Source organism: Mesorhizobium sp. W067 (genome assembly GCF_054719525.1).
The window spans coordinates 3566136-3581512 of sequence record NZ_JBTTII010000001.1; the positions used below are offsets into that span (position 1 = coordinate 3566136).

15 protein-coding genes and 1 tRNA gene are annotated in these 15377 nt (G+C 63.6%); 6 read left to right on the forward strand and 10 right to left on the reverse strand.

Annotation, left to right across the window (positions count from 1 at the left end; all coding sequences use genetic code 11):
* Window position 1 precedes the first annotated feature (1 nt).
* The 3 genes from ACYG97_RS17375 to ACYG97_RS17385 all read left to right on the forward strand — a co-directional run bounded on the left by ACYG97_RS17375 (window position 2) and on the right by ACYG97_RS17385 (window position 2825).
* Complete coding sequence (locus tag ACYG97_RS17375; protein ID WP_023671925.1) at window positions 2-901, forward strand: LysR family transcriptional regulator; 900 nt, start codon at window positions 2-4, stop codon at window positions 899-901.
* A gap of 89 nt (window positions 902-990) precedes the next feature.
* Window positions 991-1659 (forward strand): DUF1007 family protein, encoded by a 669-nt coding sequence (locus tag ACYG97_RS17380; RefSeq protein WP_023695722.1) that lies wholly within the window; start codon window positions 991-993, stop codon window positions 1657-1659.
* A gap of 8 nt (window positions 1660-1667) precedes the next feature.
* Window positions 1668-2825 carry a nickel/cobalt transporter gene (locus ACYG97_RS17385; protein WP_460221629.1) on the forward strand — a complete coding sequence of 386 codons (1158 nt, stop codon included), beginning with the start codon at window positions 1668-1670 and terminating at the stop codon, window positions 2823-2825.
* 10 nt (window positions 2826-2835) lie between these two features.
* Here ACYG97_RS17385 and denD read toward each other — a convergent pair whose 3' ends face one another.
* The 4 genes from denD to ACYG97_RS17405 are packed head-to-tail and all read right to left on the reverse strand — an operon-like array spanning window position 2836 to window position 5770.
* Complete coding sequence (gene denD / locus ACYG97_RS17390; protein WP_023733467.1) at window positions 2836-3819, reverse strand: D-erythronate dehydrogenase; 984 nt, start codon at window positions 3817-3819, stop codon at window positions 2836-2838.
* A gap of 12 nt (window positions 3820-3831) precedes the next feature.
* Window positions 3832-4038 carry a hypothetical protein gene (locus ACYG97_RS17395; protein WP_023683268.1) on the reverse strand — a complete coding sequence of 69 codons (207 nt, stop codon included), beginning with the start codon at window positions 4036-4038 and terminating at the stop codon, window positions 3832-3834.
* Between the two features lie 58 nt (window positions 4039-4096).
* Window positions 4097-5068, reverse strand: coding sequence for a cation diffusion facilitator family transporter (locus tag ACYG97_RS17400; protein ID WP_023733468.1), 972 nt, complete (start codon window positions 5066-5068; stop codon window positions 4097-4099).
* A gap of 15 nt (window positions 5069-5083) precedes the next feature.
* Window positions 5084-5770: a GNAT family N-acetyltransferase gene (locus ACYG97_RS17405; RefSeq protein WP_023733469.1), complete on the reverse strand. Its 687-nt coding sequence runs from the start codon at window positions 5768-5770 to the stop codon at window positions 5084-5086.
* An 83-nt stretch (window positions 5771-5853) separates the two neighbouring features.
* Between ACYG97_RS17405 and ACYG97_RS17410 the strand changes: the two genes are divergently transcribed.
* On the forward strand, window positions 5854-7038 hold the full coding sequence (locus tag ACYG97_RS17410) for a pyridoxal phosphate-dependent aminotransferase (RefSeq protein WP_023710953.1): 1185 nt from the start codon (window positions 5854-5856) through the stop codon (window positions 7036-7038).
* 12 nt (window positions 7039-7050) lie between these two features.
* Here the strand turns inward: ACYG97_RS17410 and ACYG97_RS17415 are convergent, their stop codons facing one another.
* Window positions 7051-7812, reverse strand: a complete 762-nt coding sequence (locus ACYG97_RS17415; RefSeq protein WP_023733470.1) for an SDR family oxidoreductase — start codon at window positions 7810-7812, stop codon at window positions 7051-7053.
* A gap of 333 nt (window positions 7813-8145) precedes the next feature.
* A complete protein-coding gene (locus tag ACYG97_RS17420) occupies window positions 8146-8883 on the reverse strand; it encodes a tellurite resistance TerB family protein (protein WP_023733471.1) in 738 nt (245 codons plus the stop codon).
* A 137-nt stretch (window positions 8884-9020) separates the two neighbouring features.
* On the opposite strand from ACYG97_RS17420, the gene ACYG97_RS17425 reads away from it, so the two are divergent.
* Window positions 9021-9449 (forward strand): YybH family protein, encoded by a 429-nt coding sequence (locus tag ACYG97_RS17425; protein ID WP_280940046.1) that lies wholly within the window; start codon window positions 9021-9023, stop codon window positions 9447-9449.
* Window positions 9450-9472: 23 nt separating this feature from the next.
* On the opposite strand, the gene trhO is transcribed toward ACYG97_RS17425, so the two are convergent.
* The gene (gene trhO, locus ACYG97_RS17430) at window positions 9473-10399 is read right to left on the reverse strand and encodes an oxygen-dependent tRNA uridine(34) hydroxylase TrhO (RefSeq protein ID WP_023733473.1); all 927 of its coding nucleotides are present in this window, start codon (window positions 10397-10399) and stop codon (window positions 9473-9475) included.
* A gap of 173 nt (window positions 10400-10572) precedes the next feature.
* On the opposite strand from trhO, the gene ACYG97_RS17435 reads away from it, so the two are divergent.
* Complete coding sequence (locus ACYG97_RS17435; RefSeq protein ID WP_023701045.1) at window positions 10573-11211, forward strand: 2-dehydro-3-deoxy-phosphogluconate aldolase; 639 nt, start codon at window positions 10573-10575, stop codon at window positions 11209-11211.
* Between the two features lie 144 nt (window positions 11212-11355).
* Here the strand turns inward: ACYG97_RS17435 and ACYG97_RS17440 are convergent.
* The 3 genes from ACYG97_RS17440 to ACYG97_RS17450 form a co-directional block, all read right to left on the reverse strand.
* Window positions 11356-11429 (reverse strand) — tRNA-Gln (locus ACYG97_RS17440).
* A 115-nt stretch (window positions 11430-11544) separates the two neighbouring features.
* Window positions 11545-13371 carry a DUF882 domain-containing protein gene (locus ACYG97_RS17445; RefSeq protein WP_023733474.1) on the reverse strand — a complete coding sequence of 609 codons (1827 nt, stop codon included), beginning with the start codon at window positions 13369-13371 and terminating at the stop codon, window positions 11545-11547.
* 391 nt (window positions 13372-13762) lie between these two features.
* A complete protein-coding gene (locus tag ACYG97_RS17450; protein WP_023733475.1) occupies window positions 13763-15301 on the reverse strand; it encodes a sigma-54-dependent transcriptional regulator in 1539 nt (512 codons plus the stop codon).
* Window positions 15302-15377 lie beyond the last annotated feature (76 nt).

The following is a 15377-nucleotide window of genomic DNA, read 5'->3' on the forward strand; positions in this document are numbered from 1 at the left end:
GATGGATACACTGACCCGCATGCGCGCCTTCATCGACGTCGTCGAGGCCGAAGGCTTTTCGGCGGCCGCGCGCAAGATCGGTCGCTCCAAGGCGCTGCTGTCGAAATATGTGCGCGAACTCGAGGACGAACTCGGCGCGCTGCTGCTCAACCGCACCACGCGGCAGTTCTCGTTGACTGAGGCCGGCCATACCTATTACAGCCGCGCTTCGGAAATCGTGCGCGAGGTCGACAGCCTAGCCGACGCCGTGCGCGAATCCTCCGGTGACGTGCGCGGCAGGATCAAGCTGTCGGCGGCGCGCACCTTTGCCGATGCACCGATCGGCCAGTCGCTGATCGACTTCGCCAAGCAGCATCCCGACATCGTGCTCGACATCCATCTCGACGACCGTTTTGTCGATCTGGTCGAGGAAGGTTTCGATCTTGCCGTGCGCATCTCGCGCCTGGAGAACTCATCGCTGATCGCCCGCCGCCTGGGGCCGTTTTCGATCAAGCTTTGCGCCTCGCCGGAGCTGATCGCCAAGCACGGCAAGCCGACGCGCCCGCAGGATCTCGCCAACTTGCCCTGCATCGTCGACACCAATGGCCGCTCGCTCGCCAACTGGCGCTTCAGGGGCGATGGCGAGGAGTCTGTCAGTGTCAACGTATCGGGTCCGATCGAGGTCAACAGCCCGATGGCCGCGCGAGCCGCCGCCGTGTCCGGTCTGGGCTTCACCATCCTGCCGGATTTCATCGCCGCACCCGACCTCGCATCCGGGCTGCTGGTGTCCTTGCTTGACGACCGCATCCAGTCGGGCAGCGGCATTTTCGCCGTCTACCCGCACCGCCGCTATCTGCCGGCCAAGGTCCGTGTCTTCGTCGATTTTCTGGTGCAGTGGTTCAAGAACCGCGAGAGCGCCTGACCCGGTCTTGCCGTGCCGCGGTCCCAATTTCGCCCCGTTTCTGGTAACCTCTCGAAATCTCTCCGAGGCCGATGGAACAGCGACCGAGAATGCATCTGAAACGGCACGCAATCATGCTGGCTTCGGCCTTGGCGGCGCCTTTTGCCGCCGTCGGAGCGGCTGGCGCGCATCCTCATGTCTTCGCCGAGGCCCGCCTCGACGTGATCCTCTCTCCGGATCACCAAAGTGTGAAAGCGCTGCGTCACCTCTGGCGTTTCGATGATCTGTTTTCGAGTACGGTGATGATGGAGTTCGACAAGAACTCCGACCTGAAGCTTGACGACAAGGAGCTGAAGGATGTCGCCGACACAGTTCATGCCTCGCTGGCAGAATTCAACTATTTCCAGCTCGTCACCGTCGACGGCAAGGACGTGCCTATGACGCCGCCACCGCATCTGATGGCCAATTTTGACAACGACCAGTTGATCATCCTGTTCGAATCCGAACCCAAGGTGCCGATCAAGCTCGCCGGCAAGATCGATTTCGGCGTCTACGATCCAACCTTCTACACAGCGATCGACTTCACCGAGGATAGCAACATCACGGTGGAAGGCCTGCCCTCGAACTGCACCAAGAGCGTCATCCGGCCTGATCCAGACGAGGCGATCAAGGAAAACCAGAAGACCCTGACGGACGCGTTCTTCAACGACCCGACAGGCACCGACATGAGCAAGATCTTCGCCACCAAGCTCGAACTGAATTGCCCGCCAGAAGGATAGATCCGGTGATGAAACCGTCCCTGCGTTTGGCATTCGGCCTTGTGGCCGCTGCCCTGCTGATGACGCACTTTCTCGGGCAGGCCCATGCCCAGAGCTCACTCGGCATCGGTGTCAATGACGGCATGGCGCCCACCACCGGCCCGTTCGCCCACATCCTGATGTGGATCAATCTGCGCCAGCAGGAATTCTACCGCGCATTGGCCACGGCGATGAAAGCAATGCGCGAGGATGGCAGCAAGATGTGGCTGCTGATCGGCCTGTCCTTCGCCTACGGCATTTTCCACGCCGCCGGCCCCGGCCACGGCAAGGCGGTGATCTCGTCCTACATGGTGGCCAATGAAGTGGCGCTCAGGCGCGGTATCCTGCTGTCCTTCATCTCGGCGCTGCTGCAGGGCCTGACCGCGATCCTGGTGATGCTGCTTGCCTATTTCGTCCTGCGCGGCACCGCGATCTCGATGACCGACGCAGCCTGGTTCATGGAGATCATGAGCTATGTCTTCGTCACTTTGTTCGGCGCCTGGCTGCTGTGGCGCAAGCTTGGGCCCACGGTCCAGCGCTGGTTCGGCAGGGCGCCCGCCTACAGCCTGTCGGCAGCCCACGCCGGTCATTCCCATGGCGGCCATTCGCATGCCGCTCACAGCCACGCGGCGCATGCGCATTCGCATGCCTTGCATGTGCATCACGACCATTCGCATGATCATCACGATCACGCTGCGCACGACCACGACACGCACGATCATTCCCATCACGACCACGCTCATCACGATCACCCAGCCGGCGAGGTCTGCGACACATGCGGCCATTCGCATGCGCCCGATCCGGCGCTGCTGTCGGGCGATCGCTTCGACTGGCGCACGGCCTGGTCGGCAGTAGCCGCCGTCGGCATCCGCCCCTGCTCCGGCGCGCTGATTGTGCTGAGCTTCGCTTTGCTCAACGGCCTGTGGCTCGGCGGCCTGCTGTCGGTGCTGGCGATGTCGATTGGAACCGCCATCACAGTCTCGGCGCTGGCAACGATCGCAGTCACCGCCAAGAACTGGGCGGTCTATTTCGCCGGCGACGGCCGCATGGGCAACCGCATCCACACAGTCGTCGAAATCGGCGGCGCCGCCTTCGTCTTCCTGTTCGGGCTGTTGCTGTTGTCGGCGAGCCTGTCCGGAGCTGTGTGACCTCGGCGGGTCAGGCCTGACCCGCGATCATTCCGCCCAGCTCATCCTCGATATGAGCGCGGATGATTTCATCGAAACTGTTTTCGGCGCTGAAGCCGAGGTCCCTTGCACGGCGCGCCTCGAAGCGCGTCGGCCAACCCTTGACGATCGCCCAGATCGTTTCGTCGGGCTCCTCACGGATCAGGCTCGCCACCTCGGCGCCTGCAGTGCGCTCCACCGCCTCGATCTGCTCGCCGACGGTGACGGCAACGCCGGGCATTGTAAGGTTGCGGCGCGGCCCGACAGCGGCACCGTCGAGCCCGGCGGCATGGATCAGGAAACCGACCGCAGAGCGCGGGCTGGCATGGGTGTGCAGCACCGAGCGCGGCACCGGCAGGATCGCCTCGTGGCCGCTCAGCGGCTCGCGGATGATGCCGGAGAAGAAACCTGACGCCGCCTTGTTCGGCTTGCCGGGCCGCACGCAGATGGTCGGCAGCCTTATGCCGATGCCGTCGAAGAAGCCGCGCCTGGAATAGTCGGCCAGCAGCGCTTCGCTCATCTGCTTCTGCGTGCCGTAGGAGGTCAGCGGCGTCGGATGAAAGTCGTCCGGGATGACATCGGGGAACGGCGCGCCGAACACCGCGATCGACGAGGTGAAGACCAGACGCGGCGAAAAGCCCGCCAGCCGGACCGCATCGAACAGAGCCCGTGTGCCGTCGAGATTGACGCGGTAGCCGAGATCGAAATTCGCCTCCGCCTCGCCCGACACGATGCCGGCGAGATGGAACATGACGTCGGGGCGTGACGCCACCAGGCTCTCGGCAGCACCGGCGTCGGCAAGGTCGCCCGTATGCGTGGCGATGCTGACGCCATCCATCGCCGGCGCCTGCGGCGGCACGATGTCGTGCAGGTCGAGCCCGGTGATCTTGCGGCCGTTGAGCGTGCCGTCCTTGGCCAGCCGGTCGACAAGTTTGCGGCCGACCATGCCGGCCGCGCCAGTAATCAGGATGCGCATTTCGAAAGCCTCTTATTTGCCCTTGTTCTGGCTGCGGCCCCGCAACCAGAACACCAGAAAGAATGCCAGCACGAAGGCGATGCCGACGATGCCGGCAAGTACGGTCGAGATATTGCCGACAGCCAGCATCACCGTCGGCAGATAGAACGCCGCGATGCCGAACAGCAGCATGATCCAGGCTGCGGCAATCAGCGCGTTTCGCGTGTCGCGATCCATCATGCCGTCCCGCCACATTGGGAACTCGTCAACTCGGATGCCAATGCCATGAAATTCCCTGTCAGTGATAATGGCCGTGATGCGGTGGCGCACCATGGTCGTGGTCATGATCGTGCTCGTCATGGCTGTCGGCGCACTGGCCGAATTCCGGTTCGACCGTCGCGTGGCTGATGCCGTGTTCGGCGGCGAGCCGCTTCTTGATGGCGCTGACCGCCTGGTGCGGATCGACGCCATCGTTGAGGCAGGCATGCAGCGTCGCCATGTTGCTGGAGCCGTCCAGCGACCAGACATGCATATGGTGCACCTCGCGCACGCCCTTGACGGTGCCGGCAATGTCCTTGGCGATGATGTCGCGGTCGAGGCTTGCCGGTACGCCTTCGAGAAGGACGTGGGCGGCTTCGCGCATCAACGACCATGCGGTGGACAGGATCAGCACCGAGACCAGCACCGACAGAATCGGGTCGATCGGCGTCCAGCCGGTGGCCAGGATGACCAGCGCCGCCACGATCGCCGCCGCCGAACCGAGCAGGTCGCCCAGCACATGCAGGATGGCGCCGCGCATGTTGAGGCTGTCGTGGTCGCCGCCATGCAGCACGAAGAACGAGGCGAAGTTTACCAGAAGGCCGGCGATCGCCACCACCAGCATCGGCCCGCCCAGCACCGGCGCCGGCGTCATCAGCCGGCCCCAGGCTTCGTAGACGATCCACAAAGCAATGGCGAATATGGCGATGCCGTTGGTGTAGGCGACCAGCGTCTTGACCCGGCCGAAACCATAGGTGAGGCGCACCGTCGCCGGCCGTCCGCCAAGATGGAAGGCGTACCAGGCAAGGCCAAGCGCGATCGAGTCGGCGAGCATGTGGCCGGCGTCGGCCAGCAGCGCCAGTGATCCCGTCAAAAGGCCGCCAAGCACTTCGGCCACCATGAAGCCGGCGGTCAGGCAGGCTGCGATCAGCACACGCTTCTTGTCGGTCGAGCCATGCACGTGGCCGGCGCCATGCCCAGCATGCGAACCATGATAATGGCTGTGCGCCATCGGAAAAAACTCCTGTTACGCGCCAAACTCGGCGCGGAAATCCTCGAGCCGCCGCTTCTGCCGGCCTTCGCCGTCGAAATTGGCGGGATCGAGCCATGCCTCATAGGCTTTGCGCAGCGCCGGCCATTCCTTGTCGATGATCGAGTACCATGCGGTATCGCGGTTTTCACCCTTGACCACAAGATGCTGGCGGAAAATGCCCTCGAACTTGAAGCCGAACCGTTCCGCCGCGCGCTTTGACGGCTCGTTGCGGTTGTTGCATTTCCACTCGTAGCGGCGATAGCCGAGCCCGTCGAAAATATACTTCATGAACAGGAACTGCGCCTCGGTCGCTGCCGGCTTGCGCGAGATCAGTGGCCCCCAATAGATGTTGCCGATCTCGATGACGCCATAGGCGGGATCGATGCGCATCAGCGTCTGTCGCCCGGCGACCTTGCCGCTGGCCTTGTCGATGACGGTGAAGAACAGCGGATCCTCGCTCGCCTCGACCTTGTCCAGCCATGGCTGGAAATCGGCGCGGGTTTGCGGCGGGTAGTCGGGCAGCCAGGCAAAGCGTCCATCGATGTCGGGCACGGACGACGCCTCGTACAACCCATCGCCGTGCTTTTCGGCGCTCAGCGGTTCGAGCCGGACATAGCGGCCGTCAATGGGCTTGCGCTCGGGCCGCGGACGCGCTTGCCAATCTTTGAGATTTTCCGACACGCAAAACTCCAATCCGTTTGACTTTTGTGAGCAGACGCTCACAAAAACGCGACCTAACAGCAAGAACCACACGGACGGGAAAAATGCTCCACACGATTTCGGCCTTCGACCGTCTCGGCGAGGAAAACGCCTTTGCCGTGCTGGCGCGCGCGACTGCACTGGCTCAACAGGGCCGCGACATCGTCAATCTCGGCATCGGCCAGCCCGACTTCAAAACGCCGCAGCACATTGTCGAGGCCGCGATCAAGGCGCTGCGCGACGGCCACCATGGCTACACCCCCGCCAATGGCCTGCTGGCGACGCGCGAAGCGGTGGTGCGGCGCACGCTGACCACTACCGGCGTCGAAGTCTCGCCCGAGAATGTAATGATCCTGCCCGGCGGCAAGCCGACCATGTTCGCGGCCATCTTGATGTTCGGCGAACCCGGCGCCGAGATCCTCTATCCAGACCCAGGCTTTCCGATCTACCGCTCGATGATCGAGTTCACCGGCGCCGCGCCCATTCCGGTGCCGATCCGCGAGGAGAACGGCTTTGCCTTCTCGGCAGAAGAGACGCTGGCGCTGATCACGTCGAAGACCAGACTGCTAATCCTCAACTCACCGGCCAACCCGACCGGCGGCGTCACGCCGCGCGCCGAGATCGAGAAGCTGGTGAAGGGACTGCAAGCGCATCCGCAGGTCGCCATCCTCTCCGACGAAATCTACGACGTCATGACCTATGACGGCGAGACGCATTTTTCGCTGCTCAATTTTCCGGAAATTCGCGACCGGCTGATCGTGCTCAACGGCTGGTCGAAGACATGGGCGATGACCGGCTGGCGCATGGGCTGGTCGATCTGGCCGAATGGCGACAAGGGCGGGCATCTCTACGACAAGGTCCGCAAGCTGGCGGTCAATTGCTGGTCCTGCGTCAACGCGCCGAGCCAGTTCGCCGGCATCGCCGCGATCGACGGCCCGCAGGACGATGTCGACAAGATGATGCGCGCCTTCGACAACCGCAGGAAGATCGTGGTCGAGGGGCTGAACGCGCTGCCCGGCGTCTCCTGCATAACGCCGAAGGGCGCCTTCTATGCCTTTCCGAATGTCTCGAAGACCGGCTGGAAGGCCAAGAAGCTCGCCTCGGCACTGCTCGAGGAGGCCGGCGTGGCGCTGATCGGCGGTCCCGATTTCGGCATTCTCGGCGAAGGCTACATCAGGCTTTCCTACGCCAATTCCGAAGAGAACATCTTGCGAGCGCTGGAGCGGATCGAGGCGTTTTTGAAGAAGTAGGCCTTCGGCTGCTCACCCACGCCCCACGAACGGCATCTTGGTCGCCATCACGGTCATGAACAGCACGTTGGCGTCGAGCGGCAGGCTGGCCATGTGGACGACGGCGTCGGCGACGCGTTGGACGTCCATCACCGCCTCGGCGGCGATGGTGCCATTGGCCTGCGGCACGCCGACCGTCATTGCGTGCGCCATATCGGTCAGCGCGTTGCCTATGTCGATCTGGCCGCAGGCGATGTCATAGGGCCGGCCGTCGAGCGCCAGCGTCTTGGTCAGCCCCGATATGGCGTGCTTGGTCGCGGTGTAGGGCACCGAGCCCGGCCGTGGCGCATAGGCCGACACAGAGCCATTGTTGATGATGCGGCCGCCCATTGGCTTTTGCTTGCGCATGACGCTGAAGGCGGCGCGAGCGCATAGGAACGATCCGGTGAGATTGACGCCGACAATATCGTTCCAGACCTCGACCGGGATCTCGTCGATGGGCGTCGACTTGTAGCTCATGCCGGCATTGTTGAAGAGCAGATCGACACGGCCGAAGGCTGCGGCCACCGTCTCGAACAGGTCATCGACTTCGCCGGCCTTGCTGATGTCGCAGGCAACTGCCAGCGCCTTGGCGTCCGCTTTCCCGGCTTCGGTAATGGCGGCGTCGAGCACCGCTTTGCGGCGGCCGCAAAACACCGTGTTCCAGCCCGCCTTGAGCAGCGCCGTGGCGACGCTCTTGCCGATGCCGGTGCCGGCGCCGGTGACGATGGCGGTTTTCTCTGTGAGGGCTGTCATGGATTTTGCTCCTGCGCGCCGCGCATCCCCGGCACAGATCGGGGTGCATCCGAATGCACCGACCCATCGCAAATGAGGGCGATCATGGCAAGCCGGACACTAATGCATGTCGCTCAAAAGTGGCCCCGGTTCTGAGAGAACGACATGCACCAGGACAAAAACATGAAGCGCCACGCGCTTTATGTGATCGGTCCGACAAAAAGGGCGGTCATTGGCGACCGCCCCCTGATCTGAACCGGGCTTGGGAGGAGGAAAAGCCGATCCGACTAACTAAAATCATGCGCTTCCTCGGTAAACGAGAAGTTAACGCTTTTCCCGCCGCGGCTGCGTTGTCTACCAGCGCGGGTTCGGCGCCGTGCCTGACGGAACCGGCACCTTGACCGCCGACACCGTCGCCTCGACATGATCGACGAGCGCATCCGGCAGGCCGAGCCGGCCGGCGAGCAGGTCGAGATAGCCGCGTTCGGCGCGCGTATCGGGGTCGATCGTCAGTCGGGACGCCGTGTAGAGCTCGAGCCTCTGCTCATCGGTCTTGGCGCCTGCGACCAGCGTATCGAGGTCGAGCGGGCTGTCCAGCTCGGCCATCAGAAACTTTTCCGCTTCCGTGCCGATGCCGGCCAGACTGAGCTTGCCGGCGATCTTTTGGCGTTCCGCGTCATCGACATGGCCATCGGCCTTGGCCGCCGAGATCATCGCCCGCACCAGGGTCAGCGTGAACTCGTCCTCCCCCTGTGGCGCCTGTGAAGGATGAAAGCCGGTGTCGGCGGGCGGCGGCAGCAATTCCGGCTGGCCGGCCGCCGGCGCCTGCTCGGGTGCATTGCCGGCCTTGTAATTCTGGTAGGCCTTGTAGGCGAGACCGCCGATCGCAGCCAGTCCGCCGAGCTTCACGGCCGTGCCGGTGACCTGCCGTCCCGTGCCGGTTCCAAGCAGCACCGCGGCCAGCGCACCGGCGGCCAGCGGATTGTCCTTGGCCATCTGCACAGCCTGCCCGGCCTTGTCGCGAACGGTGCCGGTTGTGCCGGGAACTTGCGAGCCGAGCAGATCGTCGAGAAGCTTCTTGGGGTCGAACATGGTGCCTCCAGAAAAGGGCCCGCGCCAACGTGGACGGGCAGGTTTTGGACGTTGCAGACGTAGGTCCCGATTGTTGACATTACAATGACGGACCGGCGCTTTGCTATCGGCGCCGGCAATGCCGCAAATCAAATTCGATGTGTCGAAACCCGCCTCGGCTTCGGTTAGTGTCGCCGCAACGTCGGCGAGGGAGGAGTTTTGCCGTGACCGATCAGCCAGACCGCGACCAAGCACGAGATCCCCAGGATCTGGAGCGCCTGCTAATTGATCGGCAATGGGCGGGAGACATTGAGGGCATGGTAGCGCTGTTCGAACCCGATGCCGTCATCGACACCGGAGCAGCCGAATTGACCCGTGGCCATGAGGCGATCCGCGCTTTGTTCGAAGCCTTTGCCGCGAGCTGGCGAAAATTCCAGCGCGGCGAGCAGCGCCCGGCGGCCATTAACGGCGAACTCGCGTTGACGTCGACCAGGCTTGCCGACGGCTCGATAACCTCAGAGGTCGCGCGCCGGCAGGCCGACGGCACATGGCTGTGGGTGATCGACCGCTATTCTGTCGTGTGGTGATCCAGTCAGGGCGTCGGCGGCACTTAACTGCCGATATGTCCCCTGCCCTGCGCCTGCGCAAGTTCGACCTGGCGCTGGCGCTCGGCATAGCGGGTGCGATCCTCATCCGAGCGTGCCTCGTAGCAATGCGGGCATGACACGCCGGTGGAAAAATGCGGCGACAGCCGGTTCTCCGGCGTCAGCGGATGCCGGCAGGCGCGGCAGAGTTCGGCCTCGCCTTCGGTCAACCCATGCGACACCGAGACCCGCTCGTCGAAGACGAAACACTCGCCCTGCCACAGGCTGTCTTCGTCCGGCACCTCTTCGAGATATCTGAGGATGCCGCCCTTGAGATGGAACACATCCTCGAAGCCGAGCGACTTCACATAGGCCGTCGCCTTTTCGCAGCGGATGCCGCCGGTGCAGAACATCGCAACCTTGCGGCCGTCGAGTTGGTCGCGGTGTTTTTCCACCCAGGCCGGGAATTCGCGAAAGCTCGACGTGCGCGGGTCCACCGCGCCCTCGAACGTGCCGATCGACACTTCGTACGCGTTGCGTGTGTCGATGACGATGGTGCCGGGGTCCGAGATCAGCGCGTTCCAGTCGGCCGGCGCGACATAGGTCCCCGCACCCGTCGCCGGGTCGAGGTCTTCGACGCCCATGGTGACGATCTCGCGCTTCAGCCGCACTTTCATGCGATGGAACGGCATTTCGGCGGCAGTGCTGTATTTGACCTCGAGATCGGCAAGACCCTCGATGGCCTCGAGATAAGCGATCAGGTCGGCTATGTCGGTTTCGCTGCCGGCGACCGTGCCGTTAATGCCCTCCTGCGCCAGAAGCAGCGTGCCCTTGATGCCGCGCCCGCAGCAGAAGGCGGCAAGCGGCGTGCGCAAGACCCGCAGCGCGTCGAAGTCGCCCAGCCTCGCAAATTTGTAGAGCGCGGCGACGCGCACGGGTTCATGGTTGGTCATCGCCAAGCCACTAGACTGTGGTCAAAGCGGATTCAAGGCAGAGCTAAAGCACTTCCTCGGTATTCGCCCGCAGGCTCGTTGGCCGACATGTGACATCGCGGCAGGCCGGGTTTCGTGGACTCGGAATCGGCCTTCTGCTAATCGGTTGAAATCACCTAGGGAGAGACAAGCCAATGCTCAGCAAGACCGAAACGCTCCTGTCGCTGCTCAATGGCCAGCCGGTCATTCCGGTGCTGAAGATCGCCAATGTCGCGGACGCCGTCCCGCTCGCCCGGGCGCTGGCCGCCGGCGGCCTGCCGGCAATCGAGATCACGTTGAGAACCGCCGATGCGCTGGAAGCGATCCGCCGCGTCGCCGGTGAGGTCGAGGGCGCCATTGTCGGCGCCGGCACAATTCTGGATGCCAAGCAGTTCGACGAGGCAGCGGCCGCTGGCTCGAAATTCATCGTCAGCCCCGGCATCACGCGAGAGTTGCTGGCGGCGGCCAAGGACAGCGACGTTCCCTTGCTGCCCGGCGCCATCACGCCCGGCGAGATCATGGCTGCCCGCGAGGCCGGCCTGCGGTTCCTGAAATTCTTCCCGGCCGAACAATCCGGCGGCATCGCCTCGCTGAAGGCCTTTGCCTCGCCGCTGGCCGACGTGAAATTCTGCCCGACCGGCGGCATCTCGGCCAAGAACGCGGCCGACTATCTCAGCCTGTCCAACGTTATCTGCGTCGGCGGCTCGTGGGTGGCGCCGGACGAGTTGGTCAAGGCCGGCAAGTGGGATGAGATCGAGGCGCTCGCACAGACCGCGAGCAAGCTCGGAAAATAACCTCGCTACTTTATCTTTGCGCAATTCCCAAGGGAAACGCTCCGCGCTTTTCCCGGCAAATCGTTTCACACTGTTCCTGGATTGCTCTCGGCACAAGAAACCCGGCCAGCTTGCGCCGACGGGGGTTGCTACGCATTGAGATTTTGGTTCCCGCTCAAGGGCTCGAACCTCGATTCACGCCTTCAAAGGGCGCTGTCCTACCATTAGACGAAGCGGGAATGCAGGCTGGTGGTTAGCATTCCGGGACGCTAGAAGCCAGTGCTGGAGATTCGCCAACAGCAAAAAGCCGCGCGGGTTGCCCAGCGCGGCTTCGATGTTTACCCCGTCGAGCTCTTACTTCGTCTGGAAGCGGGCGACCGAAAGGAATTTCACGGCATTGCCGGTGAAGCGGTTGGCATCGGCCATCTGGTTGTCCGCCTGGAAGCCTGCGGTGTAGACCTCGCTCGGCGGCGTATGCACGATGTTGTATGCATAGCGCGGCGCTGTCGTCGGGCTGGAAACGGTGGCGATGTTGTCGCCGCTGCTCAGCGCCCAGCGGGCCGCCTGCGGTTCGGCCGCCACCACCACTGCCTTCGGTCCTGGCTTCAGGTCGCGGGCCGAAGCCCTGGCTTCCTTGCGTGTCGTCTTGACGCCGGCGCCGATCACTGAGGCCGGATCGGTACCGGCGGGACGGGCAGCAATAGCACCGCGCGGCGATGCGGCATCGACACCTGACGGATCGTTGAACGCCGAGCGCGGCTCGAGCGAGGCGACCTGATAGTCGTCGGTAGCACCGGCTGTATCGGCGGCGCTGGCCTGTTCGAGAACCGCCTTGACCTCGTCCGGACGCTGCGACGGCAGCACCGAGAACGCGTCGGTTGCGCTCTGCTTGTGGGCAGCCGTATCGGCCAGCGCCAGCAGAACGCCCTCGTCCTGCGGCGCAAGCTCAGCCGGCGGCGAAGAGCGGTCGGGACGCCAGGTCGGCAACGGGACGTTCACCGCGACCTGCGCCGGAGCGGCAGCTTGATCGGCCCCCTGGTCGGCATTGCTCGCATCGGCCGTGCCGAACGGCACATTGGCCGGCGCCTGCGCCGTCGCCACCGTCTGTTCGGTGGTGGCATCGGCCACGCCGAACGGCACGGTCTCAGGCTGTTGCGCGCCGACATCGGCCTTCGGCCGCGGTGCGAAAGCGGGCAGCGGCACTTCCTTGGCGGGCAGCGCGGCGATGATCGTCTCCGGCGTGTCCTGCGGCTCCGAATCGTCAGCGCTGTCGTCGGCAAGCTGCGGAATGTTGGCGCGCTTGGCGTTCTGCGGCGACACGATCGCGATGCCAGGCAGATTGCTGTTGTTGTTGCTCGTGGCAGCCAGCACCGGCTTCACGCTTCTCGGCGGCGGCGCGGCGGTAGCGACATCGGCGCTGTCGTCGGCTTCGTCTTCGCCGCCACCGCCAAAGAAAGCGGACAGGAAGCCACCGGATTTCTTGGTGCTGCCGCCTGCGCTGGCCATCATGATGGCAGGAGAACCGGCGCCCTTGCGCGCCTTGTAGGAGGCGAGCGCCTGGTCATAACCCGGCAACGGCCTGCCGTCGCTCGGCACATGCAGCGTCTTGCCATTGGGGAACAGGCTGACCAGTTCCTGGCGGCTGATGCCTGGCCAATGTCGCACATTGCCGACGTCCATGTGGACGAAGGGCGAACCCGACGACGGATAGTAGCCGACGCCGCCGCCCTGCATCTTGAGGCCGATGTTGCGCAGCTTTTTCAGCGGCACACCCGGAATGTAGAAGTCCATCGCCTTGCCCAGCATATGCTGGCTTTCCTTGGCGACACCGCGGCTGCGGCTGCGCAGCATCGAATTGGTCGACGGCGAGCGATAGCCGCAGACGACCTGGATATAGTCGGTGGCGCCGGCCTGCCGGTAAGCTTCCCACACCAGATCGAGCAGGCGCGGATCCATCTTGGTCGGTTCGTTGCGACGCCAGTCGCGCAGGATGATGTTGATCTTCCTGAGGCCTGCCGGATCGTAGCGGCCATTGCGCTTGTAGACGATCTCGGCCTTTTCGTGCGTGTGGAGGTGATAGAGCTTGAGCGAGCGCGTTTCAGCGCTGGCGCCGGCAGCAGTTGCGGCGAGGAAAGCGAACGCAACGATCAACGCTGCCAGCCATCTCGGCCAGACGCCCATGTGATCGCGCCGCCCGTTTCTGTGTCGTTCGACTTTGTTCAAATCAAAAGGCCTTGCAGGCTGCCGTTTGTCCCCGGATTTGTCCAAACGGATGCGTGGTTCTCACATCCGAATATCGATCCTAATGGTTAATCATCGCTTATTGAAGCCGAAATGCGGTAACACCGTGGCGATATCCCGTCAAAAATAATACACAGGATTTCTTGGTAAACTGCTGGTTTAGATCAAGATTCAGCCTTTTCGCGCTACACGATCTGTTACCGCTGGCCTTAATGCGTGAACAACGCTGTCCGCATCAGCCATATTCCCGCCCCGACCCCCTTATGCAGCGCCGGATATGGCACGGCAAGCTGGTCCCGGCCTTGCGTTGGCAAGCTGTGGAATTCGGCGTTCAGGAGGCAAGGCGGTCGAGGCGACCGGTTTCCGGGTCGATGCCGTATTCCTTGAGCTTGCGGTAGAGCGTCGAGCGGCCGATGCCGAGACGCCGTGCGACCTCGCTCATCTGGCCGTTATAATGGTCGATGGCGAGCTTGATCATTTCGAGTTCGACATCGGCCAGCGCACGCACATTGCCACGCTCGTCCAGCGCCCGCAGCGTGCCGAAACGCTGAAGCAGCCTCGCCGGAGGGGCGGGCTCGGCAGCTGCAGTACCGGCGTCGTCAGTCTGCGCGCCATCGCCTTGCGATCCGGTGCTCAAGGCCATGCCGGGGTCCGACAAGGACGCATGGGCGTCGAGATTGACGGTGCCGTCGACCTGCGCCCGGATCTGCGGAAATTCGTCAGTCGTGAGCACATCGCCTTCGGCAAGCACCGAGGCCCTGAACACGGCGTTTTCCAGCTGCCTGATGTTTCCCGGCCAATCATAGGCCTGCAGCATGGCCACTGCGGCATCCGAGATGCCGTGCAGGCGATTGCCCGCCGGCGCCACCTTGTCCATGAAATGCTTGACCAGATAGGGGATGTCGTCGCGGCGGTCGCGCAGCGGCGGCACGACGATCGGGTAAACGTTGAGCCGGTAGAACAGGTCCTCGCGAAACTTGCCGTCCTTGACCTGCTGCAGAAGGTTGCGGTGCGTGGCCGAGATCAGCCTGATGTCGACCCTGACGGTGGAACGGCCGCCGACCGGATCGACCTCGCCATCCTGCACGGCGCGCAACAGCTTGACCTGCACGTCGAGCGGCAGGTCGCCGATCTCATCCAGGAACAGGGTGCCCGAATGCGCCTCGACGAACTTGCCGGTGTGCTTTTCGGTGGCGCCGGTGAACGAACCTTTTTCGTGACCGAACAGGATCGATTCGACCAGATTGTCGGGGATGGCGCCGCAATTGACGGTGACGAACGGCTTTGTGCGGCGTTCGCCGCTGCCCTGGATGGCGCGCGCCACCAATTCCTTGCCGACGCCCGATTCGCCCTCGATCAGGATCGGGATGTTGGAGGCCGCAGCCTTCTGGCCGAGGCGGATCACCCGGTCCATCGCCGGGCTATGCGTGATCATGTCCTTGAATGTCAGGTGGCCGCCCCGACGCCGCGACGTGCGCTTGACCTCGTCCTCGACCGCCTCGACCTTGAGCGCGTTGCCGATCGCGGTCTGCAGCCGGTCGGGAGACGCCGGCTTGACGACAAAATCGAAGGCGCCGTGGCGCATCGCCGAGACCACCGTTTCGATGCCGCCCTGCGCAGTCTGCACAATGACGGGAACAGTGATGCCGCGCTCGCGCATCGCCTTCAGCACGCCGATGCCGTCGAGGCCCGGCATGACAAGGTCGAGGATGACTGCCGAAATATCCCTCGCATTGGGTCCGTCAAGCGCGCTCAGACCGGCCTCGCCGCCATCGGCAACGATGGCGCTGTGGCCAAATTTCGTCACCGCCGCCTCGAGCAGCCGGCGCTGCACGGGATCGTCATCGACTATAAGAATGGAACCTGTCATGACTGATTTGAGTTGCCCGCCTGGGAAATTCCCATGGATCATCTTGGCACAGGGTTCTAAACAAGGTTTCAAAAAA

What these genes read in the sequence shown, in the direction of transcription:
- denD (WP_023733467.1), bottom strand. Translation starts at nt 3,819, where the DNA reads ATGCGCATCCTGATTACTGGCGCGGCCGGCATGGTCGGCCGCAAACTT.
- ACYG97_RS17415 (WP_023733470.1), bottom strand. Translation starts at nt 7,812, where the DNA reads ATGACAGCCCTCACAGAGAAAACCGCCATCGTCACCGGCGCCGGCACC.
- ACYG97_RS17385 (WP_460221629.1), top strand. Translation starts at nt 1,668, where the DNA reads ATGAAACCGTCCCTGCGTTTGGCATTCGGCCTTGTGGCCGCTGCCCTG.
- ACYG97_RS17380 (WP_023695722.1), top strand. Translation starts at nt 991, where the DNA reads ATGCATCTGAAACGGCACGCAATCATGCTGGCTTCGGCCTTGGCGGCG.
- ACYG97_RS17375 (WP_023671925.1), top strand. Translation starts at nt 2, where the DNA reads ATGGATACACTGACCCGCATGCGCGCCTTCATCGACGTCGTCGAGGCC.
- trhO (WP_023733473.1), bottom strand. Translation starts at nt 10,399, where the DNA reads ATGACCAACCATGAACCCGTGCGCGTCGCCGCGCTCTACAAATTTGCG.
- ACYG97_RS17435 (WP_023701045.1), top strand. Translation starts at nt 10,573, where the DNA reads ATGCTCAGCAAGACCGAAACGCTCCTGTCGCTGCTCAATGGCCAGCCG.
- ACYG97_RS17395 (WP_023683268.1), bottom strand. Translation starts at nt 4,038, where the DNA reads ATGATGGATCGCGACACGCGAAACGCGCTGATTGCCGCAGCCTGGATC.
- ACYG97_RS17400 (WP_023733468.1), bottom strand. Translation starts at nt 5,068, where the DNA reads ATGGCGCACAGCCATTATCATGGTTCGCATGCTGGGCATGGCGCCGGC.
- ACYG97_RS17445 (WP_023733474.1), bottom strand. Translation starts at nt 13,371, where the DNA reads ATGGGCGTCTGGCCGAGATGGCTGGCAGCGTTGATCGTTGCGTTCGCT.
- ACYG97_RS17425 (WP_280940046.1), top strand. Translation starts at nt 9,021, where the DNA reads ATGTGTCGAAACCCGCCTCGGCTTCGGTTAGTGTCGCCGCAACGTCGG.
- ACYG97_RS17410 (WP_023710953.1), top strand. Translation starts at nt 5,854, where the DNA reads ATGCTCCACACGATTTCGGCCTTCGACCGTCTCGGCGAGGAAAACGCC.
- ACYG97_RS17450 (WP_023733475.1), bottom strand. Translation starts at nt 15,301, where the DNA reads ATGACAGGTTCCATTCTTATAGTCGATGACGATCCCGTGCAGCGCCGG.
- ACYG97_RS17420 (WP_023733471.1), bottom strand. Translation starts at nt 8,883, where the DNA reads ATGTTCGACCCCAAGAAGCTTCTCGACGATCTGCTCGGCTCGCAAGTT.